This is a genomic window from Hydrogenophaga sp. (assembly GCF_050250835.1).
Classification (GTDB): domain Bacteria; phylum Pseudomonadota; class Gammaproteobacteria; order Burkholderiales; family Burkholderiaceae_C; genus Hydrogenophaga.
On record NZ_JBFWNX010000020.1, the window covers coordinates 40,495 to 52,435 of the forward strand.

The window sequence follows — 11,941 nt, forward strand, 5'->3', positions numbered from 1 at the left end:
GACGCCTGGCCTCATGCGGGCCCGCTGAGCACCGATGACAGCACGGTGCTGTCCACATTCCCGCCGCACAGGGTGGTGCCGACCACCTGGCCGCGCAAGGTCTCGCGTTCGCGCCAGGCGGCCGCGAAACTTGCGGCGCCGGCGCCTTCGGCCACGTTGTGTGTGTCGGCGAACAGCATTCGCATGGCCTGGGCCACCTCTTCGTCGCTCACCTGCACGATGCGATCCAGGTGCGGCGCAAGCACTTGAAGCGCCGCCTCATCGGCCACCCGGCAGGCCATGCCGTCGGCCAGCACCGTGGTCACTGGCGCCTCCACCACCCGCCCGGCAGCCAGCGAATCGGCGTAGGTGGTGGCATGCGCGCTCACCACGCCCACCACACGCACGTCGTGCCCGAGAGCGAGCTTGGCGGCAATGGCCGAACACGCACCCGAGCCCTGGCCAATGGGCACGTACACCACATCCAGCGCAGGCACGGCGCGAAAAAATTCCCACCAGTAGGTGCTGACGCCGCGCAACAGGTCAGCGTGGAAGCTGGGCACCATGTGCGCGCCGCGCGCGTTGGCCAGCGCGATAGCGTGTTCGCGGCTGGACTGGAAGTCGTCACCATGCTCGATCAGCGTGGCGCCCAGCGCGCGCATGGCGGCGTTTTTTTCCACCGAGTTGCCGCGAGGCACGACGATGGAGCAACCCACGCCATGTGAACGAGCGGCCCAGGCGATGCTCTGTCCATGGTTGCCGCGCGTGGCGCTCATCACTTCCCTGGGCATCTCACCGCGCTGGCGCAGCTGGTCGAAGTAAGTGAGGCCGCCACGGATCTTGAACGCACCCACCGGCGTGTGGTTTTCGTGTTTCACCCAGCAATCCGCGCCCAGGCGCTGGCTGAGCGTGGCCCAGCGGTATTGCGGTGTGGGCGCGAATTCACGGTACACCACCTGAGCGGCAGCTTCGATCTCGACCAGCGTGGGAAGGTGCTCAGTCATATGGATGGCCGTCCTTGTGGTGGAATCGCCAGCGCACACCGTCGTGCTCGGCCACGATGTCGTCGTCTGGATACTGCGCGGTGTCGCCACGCGTGCGATCGCCGACTTCCAGGTAGACCACCTCGTCGGTGGTGTCGTTGATCAGGCGGTGGCCGTTGCCGCTGCCGGCCTTGAATCCCGCGCAATCGCCTGGACTGAGCCTGCGGCGACCGTCGTCGGTGTGCAGCGTGGGGTGGCCCTGCAACACGTAGATGAACTCGTCCTGATGCGAGTGCGCATGACGCAGCGAAGAGACCGCGCCGGGCGCGAGCCGAGTGAGGTTGACACCGAAGTTGGTCAGCCCGAACAGGTCACCCAGTGGCCGCTTCTGGCGACCCGCCATGCGCGAGGCAAAGGGCTCGGGGTAGTTGGAGGGCTTGGTGCGAAGCGGTGCTTCGTCCGCCCGGATAGACACGGGTTTCACAGCGTCACCTGCCCGTCGATGCAGGTCATCGAGCCGCCACCTACCCAGATGGTCTCGCTGCCTTCGCGCTCGATGTGCACGCGCCCGGCACGTCCCATGGCAGTGCCTTGCGCCGCCACGTAGCGGTCGGGCGCCAGGCCGGCGCCGATCAGCCACTGCGCCAGCGCGGCGTTGAGGCTGCCTGTCACCGGGTCTTCGGCCAGACCCTGGTGGCTGCGGAAGAAAGCGCGCACTTCGAACGCGGTGTCCGCGCCCGCCGCTTGCGGCGCCACCAGACCGATCTCCATCTCCCCCAGCAAGGCGGCGTCGGCCCGCACCGAGAGCACCTGCTCCGCCGAGCGCAACATCACGGCGCGCCAGGGCGGGCCGTTCTCGCACCAGGCGTGGGCCACCAAATCGTCGCGATGCAGGCCGAGGCCGCGTGCAATCAGTGCGACATCGGCTTCGTCGAGCGGACCGCTGCGGCGCAGCGGTGGCGCGGCGAAAGCCAGGCGCTTGCCGTCCCGCCGGATGCGCACCAACCCTACGCCGCATTCCTGCACCACATGCGCAGCGCGGGGATGGCCGCCGGCCTCCAGCCAGGCATGGCAGCTGCCCAGCGTGGGATGGCCTGCGAACGGAAGCTCCCGCCCGGGACAGAAAATGCGCACGCGGTAGTCGGCGCCGCCAGCACGCCCGTCGTCAGTGGGAGGCAGGAGAAAGGTGCATTCCGACAGGTTGGTCCAGTCGGTGAAGCGCTGCATCTGCTCGGTGCTCAGGTCAGCGCCGTCGAGCACCACGGCGAGCGGGTTGCCGGCATAAGGTGTGTCGGTGAACACGTCGACTTGCTTGAACTGGCGTTGGCGCATGGTGGAGGTCTCCGGTCAGGACAAAGGGAGGTCGAGCACGCCGCGGCTCGCGGGCATGGCAAGCCACCGTGCGTGCCAGCGCTCCAGGTTGGGCCACGCTGGGCGCGGCTGCGGCAGGCCCCACCAGCGGTGCACTTCGCAGGCGATCGGGATGTCGGCCATGGTGAGCGCGTCGCCGGTCATGAAGGCTTGTTGCGCGAGGTGCGCGTCAAGCAGGGCAAACAGCGGCTCGGTGGCAGCGACCGATTGCGCGATGACCTGCGCATCGCGCCGTTCGGCGGGGGTGCGAATCCACTGCACGAATGCCGGTCCGCTGGCGCGATTGAGCGTGGTCTGCTGCCAGTCCATCCAGCGCTCGGCGTCGAAGCGTTCCTTCAGGCCAGCTGGGTAGAGCCGGTTCTCTCTTGCACAGAGGTAGCGCACGATGGCGTTCGACTCCCAGAGGGTGAAGTCGCCATCCTGCAGCAAAGGCACGAGGCCATTCGGATTGCGGGCCCGATAGCCGGGCGTGTCGACCACGCCAAAGGCCATGCCGGCATCACTGCGCGGGAGATCGAGGCCGAGCACCTGCGCGCAGAGCATGACCTTGCGCACGTTGATCGAGCTCAGGCGCCCCCACAGGTGCAGCATGCTCAGCCTTTTTGCTGTTCCCGGATCGCTTGGGCCAGGGCGGTCATGCCGGTGCGGATCTGGTCGGCGGTGGCGGTGACGAAGCTCAGTCGCAGCGTGCGCGGATCGGCGTGGTCGGCGTAGAACGCGCTGCCTGGCACGAAGGCCACGCCCAGTTCCACGGCCTTGGGCAGCAGGTCAACGGCGCTCATGCCTTCAGGCAGTCGAATCCACAGGAACATGCCGCCATCGGGCTTGTTCCAGCGCACGTCCATGCCGGCCATTTCGCGCTCCAGGCATTCGAGCATCACCTCGCACTGGCCCTTGTAGAGTGCGCGGATGGTGGGCACGTGGCGCTCCAGAAAACCGTCCTTGAGCACTTCCGCCACCATGCGCTGGTTGAAGCTGGGGCTGTGCAGGTCGGCCGCCTGCTTGGCTTGCAACAATTTAGGATAGACGCTGGTGGGGGCGACCATGAACCCCAGGCGCAGGCCCGGCGCCAGGATCTTGGAGAACGAGCCCAGGTAGATGCTGCCTTCGGGGTTGAGCGCCGTCAGCGGCGTGGGCGGCGGCGTGTCGAACCAGAGGTCGCCGTAAGGGTTGTCCTCCACCAGCGGCAGTCCGGCACGGGCTGCGGTGTTCACCAGTGCCTGGCGCCGCTGCAGACCCATGCTCCGACCGGTGGGATTCTGGAAATTGGGCAGCACGTAAAGGAAGCGCGGGACCTGCGCGGGATCCGAGCCGATCTGCTGCTCCAGGGCATCCACGTCCACCCCTTCGGTGTCGCTGGCCACACCTTCGATGACCGGTTCCATGGGGGTGAAGGCCTGCAGCGCACCGAGGTAGGTGGGCGTTTCCACCAGCACGCGGCTGCCAGCGTCGATCAGCACCTTGGCGACCAGGTCCAGGCCCTGCTGTGAGCCGGTGGTGATGAGGATCTGCGACGGGTCCACCGCCCAGGGCAGGCTGGCCGCCACCCATTCGCGCAGCGGGCCATAACCCTCGCTCGCAGCGTATTGCAGCGCGGCACTGCCGTCTTCGCGCAACACGCGGTCGCAGGCCTGGCGCATGGCTTCTACGGGAAAGGTGGCGGGCGAGGGAAGGCCGCCAGCGAAGCTGATGATGCCGGGGCGCTCGGTCACTTTCAGGATCTCGCGGATCACCGAGGGGTTCATGCGCGCGGCGCGGCCCGCGAGGGTCCAGCCAGTGGGATTTTTCAGGTCGTTGGGTTTCAAGGGATTCTCCGTTGCATCGGTTCAGGAAAGGCGAGAGTCTGGCAGGGTTGCGCGCACCGGCATGCGCTTGCCCACGAAAACGGTGGCAATCACCGCCAACGCAAAGCCCAGCGTCACGAGATCGAGTCGTTCGCCCAGCAAAGGCACGGCGAACAGCATGCCGAGGAAGGGTTGCACCAGTTGCACCTGGCTCACCCGCACGGTGCCACCCAGCGCGAGGCCTCGGTACCAGGCAAAGAAACCCAGCCACATGGAAAAAACGGCTGTGTAGGCAAAGCCCGCCCAGGCCGAGGCGTGCAGTTCGTCGCGCGGCCAGGTAACCAGGCTGATAGGCAGCGTCAGTGGCAGCGCCATGACCAGCGCCCAGCAGATCACGTGCTCGGCACGCATGCGCTGCGACAGGCGCGCACCGTATCCATAGCCCACGGCGGCGCAGGCCATGGCGGCCAGCAAGAGCGCGTCTGCCGGGTGCAGCGACAAGCCGCTCTGGCCAGAGCGCAGGACGGCGAAGCCCACCACCAAACCGCTGCCGAGCGCAGCACACAGCCAGAACCCCGGGGATGGCCGTTGCCGGTGCAGCAAGGCACCCACGGCGGCGGTGGCCAGGGGCAGCACACCCACGATCACGGCGGCATGCACCGCCTCCACATACCGCATGGCGATGGACGTGAACAGCGGGAAGCCGAACACCACGCCGGCGGCAGTGAAAAGCAGGGGCGCCAGGTCCTCACGCCTGGGCCAGCTCGCATGCGTGGCCAACAGGAAGCCGATCGAGAGCACGGCCGCCACCACGGCGCGACCCAGCGCGATGAACACGCCCGACATCTGCGGCGCGTCCATCGTGCCCACGGCCAGGCGCGTCATGGGCAGCGTGAGCGCAAAGATGGTCACGCCCAGCAGACCGAGCAGCAGGCCCTTGTGGGCGGCGGTGCTCACGGGAGTATCTCCACCCTTCGGACGGCGGTGCGAGCTTGCCTGGGAGTGGCCCGGCGCTGCGCTCATACCGTGAGCATCCACAGGGCGGTGGCCACCAGCACGCCCGCCAGCACGCGGTTGAACCACGCGAGCCGCTGGCCCTGCGAAAGCCACTGGCGCAGCATCGAACCCATCAATGCATAGACAAAGTTGCTGGTGAAGGCGAAGAGCACCATCACCATACAGATCAGGGCCAGGCGCTCACCCGGGTTGGGTGCCGGCTGGCCGGCGGCGTTGACAACCCAGCCGGCGGTGAGCGCCAGGCCCAGCATCCAGGCCTTGATGTTGAGGAACTGCAAGCCCACGCCCTGGAGAAAGGTCACGTTCAGGCGTGAGGCGTCGACCTCGGTCATGCGAGCCGCGCCGGCGAGTTTCCAGGCCAGCCAGAGCATGTAGGCCACGCCGAGCAACTTGACGCCCCAGCGCAGCGCCGGTATGCCCTGCACGAGCGCACCCACACCCAGGCCGCAGGCCAGCATCAGCAAGGTCCAGCCGGTGGGCACGGCCAGGCAGAACTTCAGCGCGCCGCGCAGGCCCAGGTTGGCCGCCAGGGCGGTCGACAGGGTGGTGTTCGGCCCGGGCGAAAAGCTCATGGCGGTGCAGAACAGCAGCAGGGCGGTGAGCTCGGTCGCGCTCATGGGCATCTTGGACAGGGCTGGTTGTGGTGAAGCGGAAATCAATGTAATCTTTGACGCCAATACACCACCAATACAGTTTGGCAGCGCAGTTGCAGTGCTGTATTGGTTGGCGTGACAGTACAGGACCCGTCCCAAGGCGCCTCACCATGTTGATGAAGACCTCCGCACAATCCCTGACCGACCAGCTGGCGGCGCGTTTCGCCGAGCGTGTGCGCAACCGCCTGCTGGTGCCGGGCGCCCGGCTGCCGTCGGTGCGGCAGTGTGCCCGGCAGCATGGGGTGAGCCCGTCCACGGTGGTGGCTGCCTACGACCAGCTGCTGGCACAGGGCCTGGTGGAGGCGCGCAAGAACAGGGGTTTCTTCGTGCGCGAGATGCCACCGGCTCGTGCCCATGGCGCGCCCGTCGATGGCCTGCGCGCGGCGGCCTTGCTGAGCGCAGGCGCTGCGCAGAGCGTGGCCGCGCGCAGCAGCGCCTCGCCCGTGAACGCCACCGCCCTGATTCGCGGCATGTTCCACAAAGTGAGCCAGAAACCGCAGCCCGGCATGGGCGTGTTTCCGCCCGACTGGATGGAATCCACGTTCATGCCGGCGGCGGTGCGCAAGGTCACGGGCACGCGGGCGTTGCAGGACTTTTCCCTGCAGTATGGAGAGCCGCTGGGCGACGGCGATCTGCGCCGCCTGTTGGCGCAGAAACTGGCCACGCTCAACATCCAGACCCGTGCCGACCACATCATCACCACGGTAGGTGCCACGCACGCGCTCGACATCGTGAGCCGCACGCTGTTGCGCACGGGAGATCCGGTGATGGTGGAAGAACCTGGCTGGGCGGTCGAGTTTGCCCGCCTGGCCGCGCTGGGCATGCGCATCCTGCCCGTGCCGCGCGGCCCCGACGGGCCGGATCTGGAGGTGATGGCGCGCTACTGCGAGGCCCATCAGCCCAAGCTGTATGTGAGTGTGAGCGTGTTCCACAATCCCACCGGCTACTGCCTCTCGCCGGGCAGCGCGCACCGCTTGCTGCAACTGGCGAACCAGCACAGCTTCCACATCGTCGAAGACGACACCTACAGCCACATCGCACCCGAACACGCCACGCGCCTGACGGCACTTGATGGCTTGCAGCGCACCATCTACGTGAGCGGATTTGCCAAGATCCTGGCGCCCAACTGGCGCATTGGCTACATGGCCGCTCCACCGCACCTGGTGGAGCCCTTGCTTGACACCAAGCTGCTCACCACCCTGACAACGCCTGCACTGCTGGAGAAGGCGTTGGCGCTGTGCATCGAACAGGGGCAGTTGCGCCGCCATGCCGAGCGCATCCGCACCCGACTCGATGCCGCCCGCGCCCGCAGCGTGAAACTCGCGCTGGCGGCAGGATGCCGGTTTGCGGCCGAGCCGGTGGGGTTGTTCGGGTGGGTCGATACCGGGGTGGATACCGATGCGCTGGCCCAGCGCATGCTGGACGAGGGCTACCTGATCGCCCCCGGCGCCCTGTTTCATGCCGCGCGCGCGCCCAGCACCCTGATGCGCATCAATTTTGCGACCACGCAGGACGCCGCCTTCTGGCGGGTATTCACGCGGCTCAAGGCCAACGCCTGAACGCAGCGCTCAGTGCCGCGTGTCGAACAGATCGCGGTTTTCGGGGCTAAGAAGTTCGGCCAGCGCCAGATCGATCTGGCGCGCCTCCACCTGAAGCAAGGGCAGGGCGCGTGCGAAGAGGTGCCAGTCTCCCGAGCGCGCCGCCAGTTCCAGGCCCTTGGCCAGGCGCGCGCCTCGCTCGGCCGTCATGCTGCCCAGCGACCCTTTGAGCCCGTGCGCATGGGCCACCGCTGCGTTGGTGTCGCGCGCTTCCAAGGCCCGTTGCAGTTCGAGCTGGCGCGAAGCCAGGTCAGATCGCATGACCTGCGCCAGTTGGCGCAAGGTGTCCTCATCGCCGTCCAGGCGGCGCAACAGCTTCTCGACATCCAGAGCTTCAAGATGGCTGGCTCCGCGCGGCGACTTCTCCGAGAGTTCCGGGGCAGCGGAAGTGGGGGGAGACGGCGGCATAGGTACCAGCGAATCGGCCTCATCCTGCGCTGGCGCTTCCTCGAGCTGCAGAACGCGGTCCATCTCTTTGATCAGTGCCTGCGGGCTCACCGGCTTGGCGGTGTAGCCGTCCATGCCCGATGCCAGGCAGGCCTCCCGGTCGCCAGCCATGGCGTTGGCGGTCACGGCCACGATGGGCGTGCGCGGCAGCTTCCGGCGGGCCTCGATCTCGCGGATCTCCTGTGTGGCCTGCAGGCCGCTCATGCCGGGCATCTGCACATCCATCAGGATCAGGTCGATGCCGCCCTGCTCCCATTGCGCCACCGCCTGCACGCCGCCGCGTGCCACGCGCACCGTGCAGCCCATGCGCAGCAACAGTTGGCGCATCATCAGTTCGTTGACCGGGTGGTCCTCCGCCAGCAGCACCACCAGGCCGACATAGCGCGGTCCGGCCTGGGCCACACCCAGCAATTCGGCCGAAGCGCTCAAAGGGCTGGGCTCCATGAGGGGGGCTTCGCGCAGTGGCAGCGTGAGCGTGAAGGTGCTGCCCTGTCCCAACTCGCTTTTGAGCACAATGTCGCCCCCCATCAGGCGCGCGAGCCTGGCGCAGATGGACAGGCCCAGCCCGCTGCCGCCGAAACGGCGTGCGGTGGACGCATCGGCCTGGGTGAAGGCGTTGAAGATGTTGTCCTGGTGCTTTCTTGCAATGCCGACGCCGGTGTCGCGTACCTCAAGTTGCCATTGGCGGGCGGCATCGCCGACGGACTCCTGCACGCTGGCGCGAACCTCGATCAATCCACCTTTTGGTGTGAACTTGATGGCATTGGAGAGCAGGTTGCTGAGCACCTGGCGCAAACGCCCCGTATCGCCCATCACCCATTGCGGTATGGCCGAGGGCAGGTCGAGCACGAAGTCCATGGGCTTGGCCCGTGCCTGCTCGGCGTATGGCGCACAGGCTTCTTCGATGGTTTGACGCAGATCGAAGCGTGTGTGCTCGATCTCCAGCTTGCCGGCCTCGATGCGCGAGAGGTCCAGGATATCGTTGAGCAGTTCAAGCAGGGCATGTGCCGAACTGTCCATGAGTGCCAGCCACCCCGCCTGCTCGGCGTTCAGTGGCGAATCCATCAGCATGCGCGTCAGGCCCATGAGCGCGTTCAGCGGCGTGCGCACCTCGTGGCTGATGTTGGCCAGAAACTCGCTTTTGGCGCGGCTGGCCTGCTCTGCCAGTTCGCGCGCACGCTCACTGTCCTGCTCGACGCGTTTTCGCTCCCCGATGTCGCACAGCGTGCCCATGAGCCGCAGCGGTTTGCCCTTGTTGTCGTGTTCCGCCACCATGCCATGCGTTTCCACCCACAGCCATCCGTCGATCGTGCGCACGCGGTGCTGAACCACTGCTCGCTGGACTCGGCCTTCGAGCAACGACATCATCTGCGCGCGCAGCGGTTCGATATCTTCCGGGTGCAAACGTGTGCGCAGGTCGGTCACTTCCCAGTAGCCATCCGCCGCAATGTCGCCCAGCAATTCGCCCCAACGGGCGGTGAGAAAGACCTGAGTGGCGGGCAATTGCCAATCCCACAAGGCCAGCCCGGCGGCATCCACCGCCAGTTGCAGGCGATCGCGGGTTTCATCTAGCGCTTCTTCAGCCAGCAGGCGGCTGTTGGCTTCGCGATGCACCGAATTGCGCAGGCGATCCAGCTCCCGGTTCTGGTGCTCCAGTTCGCCCAGCAGCTTTTGCGTGCGCTCGCGCTCCTGCTGGAGCTCGTTCAGCGTGCGTTGCAGGTCAAAAGCAAGACGATCGGGCGTCATGGGCAATATTGTGGCGTGTGGGAATGGCGTTGTGCCCATGCCGGGCCTCAGACGCCGCCGAGCGCCTCCAGACGCTCGAGGGCCTGAAGCCACTCCTCCTCAATTTCGGCATGCCGCTGGCCAAGTTGAGCCGCCCGGGCGGGATCCTTGTGAAAAAGTTGACCACCGTCCAGGTCCTTGTCAATGACGGCCTGCTCCGCCTCCAGGGCAGCAATCCGCTGGGGAAGCGCGTCGAACTCCCGTTGCTCCTTGTAGCTGAGCTTTTTCTTCGGACCGGCGCTGGCGGCTAGCAAACGGGCCACCTCTGGGCCCGGCGCGGCAGGTTTGGAGGCCGCGATGGCTGCCGTAGCTTCCCGATCGGACTGCAGCTGTGCCGCGCGCGCCGACTGCGTCAGCCAGTCCTGTACGTCACCCACGTACTCGCGCCAGCGACCATCCCCCTCGAACACCAGCGTGCTCGTGACCACGTTGTCAAGGAAGCGACGGTCGTGGCTCACCAGGAACACCGTGCCCTCATATTGCTGCAGAAGATCCTCCAGCAGCTCCAGCGTGTCGATATCGAGATCGTTCGTCGGTTCGTCCAGCACCAGCACGTTGGCTGGTCGGGCGAACAGCCGCGCCAGCAACAGCCGGTTGCGCTCACCGCCCGAGAGCGTGCGTACCGGGGCATTGGCGCGGGCCGGAGAAAAGAGGAAGTCCGCCAGATAGCTCTTGACGTGGGTGCGCTTGGCTCCGATCTCGATCCACTCGCTTCCAGGGCTGATGAAATCTTCCAGGGTCGCATCCAGGTCCAGTTGCTCACGCATCTGGTCGAAATAGGCCACGCTCAGTTTGCTGCCCTGCTTGACCGTGCCACCCTCCGGCAACAGCTCCCCCAGGATGATCTTGAGCAGGGTCGTCTTGCCGGCGCCATTCGGACCGATCAGGCCGATCTTGTCGCCGCGCAGGATGGTGGCCGAAAAGTCGCGGATGACCGTGCGCCGACCGCCGTCGTTCGTGGGAAACGAATGGCTCACGCGCTCGAGTTCGGCCACGATCTTGCCGCTCGCGCTGCCGCTGGCCACCTCCAGTTTCACGCTGCCCAGCGCATCGCGCCGCTGCGCGCGCTGCTCCCGCAGGCGCTCCAGCCGTGTGATGCGACCTTGCGCCCGCGTGCGCCGCGCCTCCACGCCTTTGCGGATCCAGACCTCTTCCTGCGCCAGCAACTTGTCTGCACGTGCGCTGATCACCGCCTCCTGCGCCATCTGCTCTTCCTTGAGCACCTGGTACCGCGCAAAATTGCCTGGGTAGCTCAGGAGCCGGCCTCGATCAAGTTCCACCATGCGCGTGGCGACCCGGTCCAGAAAAGCGCGGTCGTGGCTGATGGTCACCACGCTGCCCTTGTATTCCAGCAGCAGGTCCTCCAGCCAGGTGATGCTGTCCAGATCCAGGTGGTTGGTTGGCTCATCCAGCAACAGCACATCTGGCCGGCTGACCAACGCCTGGGCCAGCGCCACCCTTTTCTTGTTGCCGCCCGAAAGGTCGCCCACCTTCACGCCGCCCTCCAGGTGCAGGCGGTGCAAGGTTTCCTCCACACGCTGCTCCCAGTTCCAGGCATCCAGAGCCTCGATGCGGTTTTGCAATGCATCCAGATCCAGGCCATCTGCCCCGCTCAAGTACAAATCACGTGCCGAGCGGGCATCCGCCAATCCCATGCTGGCCGCCTCGAATACCGTCGAATCGACATCCAGCAAAGGCTCCTGGGCCACATACGTGACCCGCAGGCCCGTCTGGATCTGCAGCGTTCCGTCATCCGGCCTCTCAATCGAGGCAAGAATACGGAGCAAGGAAGACTTGCCTGTGCCGTTGCGGCCGATGAGACCGACGCGCTCCTGAGCCTCCAGTGCGAAGTCGGAGTGATCAAGCAATGCCACGTGGCCATAAGCCAGCTGCGCGTCTTGAAGGGTAATAAGTGCCATGCTGTGCCCGAGACCAAAGTCGCGCGATTATCCCCGGCATGCGCCCCAGGAAAGCCTGGCCATGCGCCTTGGCCGACATCGCGCGTGCCAGCCCACTATTTTTGAGAGACCTTTGACCAGGCCGCAGAAACTGTCGTATACTGCAAGGCTTCGCTGCTCACTTCGAAGTTCGAACGAACCGAGATGCCAGTGGCGATCGTGGCCAGTCAGGCGCAGTCAAAAAGAATGAGTGAAAACCCCAATTTTTTTGACAAGCCTCCAAAAACTGTGTCATAATTTGAGGCTTCGCTGATCGCAGCGGGGCAAAGCGGAAGAGGTGGCTGAGAGGCTGCTGAGGTCTGCGGGATCATTAAAAACATACAGCCGATAAGCGTGGGCGTTTGAAGGCGATTGCCAACGGACCCG

11 protein-coding genes are annotated in these 11,941 nt (G+C 66.0%); 1 reads left to right on the forward strand and 10 read right to left on the reverse strand.

From position 1 onward, the window contains the following. Positions 1-11: 11 nt before the first annotated feature. The 7 genes from AB7F11_RS19220 to AB7F11_RS19250 are packed head-to-tail and all read right to left on the reverse strand — an operon-like array spanning position 12 to position 5,751. Positions 12-983, reverse strand: a complete 972-nt coding sequence (locus AB7F11_RS19220; protein ID WP_428290668.1) for a threonine dehydratase — start codon at positions 981-983, stop codon at positions 12-14. After that, complete coding sequence (locus tag AB7F11_RS19225; RefSeq protein WP_428290669.1) at positions 976-1,446, reverse strand: cupin domain-containing protein; 471 nt, start codon at positions 1,444-1,446, stop codon at positions 976-978. The genes AB7F11_RS19220 and AB7F11_RS19225 overlap by 8 nt, the downstream gene beginning before the upstream one ends. Continuing rightward, positions 1,443-2,294 (reverse strand): PhzF family phenazine biosynthesis protein, encoded by an 852-nt coding sequence (locus tag AB7F11_RS19230; protein WP_428290670.1) that lies wholly within the window; start codon positions 2,292-2,294, stop codon positions 1,443-1,445. The genes AB7F11_RS19225 and AB7F11_RS19230 overlap by 4 nt, the downstream gene beginning before the upstream one ends. A 15-nt stretch (positions 2,295-2,309) precedes the next feature. Next, a complete protein-coding gene (locus AB7F11_RS19235) occupies positions 2,310-2,924 on the reverse strand; it encodes a glutathione S-transferase family protein (protein ID WP_428290671.1) in 615 nt (204 codons plus the stop codon). A gap of 2 nt (positions 2,925-2,926) precedes the next feature. Continuing rightward, on the reverse strand, positions 2,927-4,138 hold the full coding sequence (locus AB7F11_RS19240) for a PLP-dependent aminotransferase family protein (RefSeq protein ID WP_428290672.1): 1,212 nt from the start codon (positions 4,136-4,138) through the stop codon (positions 2,927-2,929). Between the two features lie 21 nt (positions 4,139-4,159). Then, positions 4,160-5,140, reverse strand: a complete 981-nt coding sequence (locus AB7F11_RS19245; protein ID WP_428290673.1) for a DMT family transporter — start codon at positions 5,138-5,140, stop codon at positions 4,160-4,162. Further along, positions 5,137-5,751: a LysE family translocator gene (locus AB7F11_RS19250; protein WP_428290674.1), complete on the reverse strand. Its 615-nt coding sequence runs from the start codon at positions 5,749-5,751 to the stop codon at positions 5,137-5,139. The genes AB7F11_RS19245 and AB7F11_RS19250 overlap by 4 nt, the downstream gene beginning before the upstream one ends. A 146-nt stretch (positions 5,752-5,897) precedes the next feature. Here AB7F11_RS19250 and AB7F11_RS19255 point away from each other — a divergent pair, with 146 nt between their 5' ends. After that, on the forward strand, positions 5,898-7,346 hold the full coding sequence (locus tag AB7F11_RS19255; protein WP_428290675.1) for a PLP-dependent aminotransferase family protein: 1,449 nt from the start codon (positions 5,898-5,900) through the stop codon (positions 7,344-7,346). 9 nt (positions 7,347-7,355) lie between these two features. On the opposite strand, the gene AB7F11_RS19260 is transcribed toward AB7F11_RS19255, so the two are convergent. From AB7F11_RS19260 to AB7F11_RS19270, 3 genes are all read right to left on the reverse strand, one after another. After that, the gene (locus AB7F11_RS19260) at positions 7,356-9,578 is read right to left on the reverse strand and encodes an ATP-binding protein (RefSeq protein WP_428290676.1); all 2,223 of its coding nucleotides are present in this window, start codon (positions 9,576-9,578) and stop codon (positions 7,356-7,358) included. A 47-nt stretch (positions 9,579-9,625) separates the two neighbouring features. Next, positions 9,626-11,536 (reverse strand): ATP-binding cassette domain-containing protein, encoded by a 1,911-nt coding sequence (locus AB7F11_RS19265; RefSeq protein WP_428290677.1) that lies wholly within the window; start codon positions 11,534-11,536, stop codon positions 9,626-9,628. A 206-nt stretch (positions 11,537-11,742) separates the two neighbouring features. Next, a partial coding sequence (locus AB7F11_RS19270) for a hypothetical protein (protein WP_428290678.1) occupies positions 11,743-11,941 on the reverse strand: 199 nt, incomplete at its 5' end.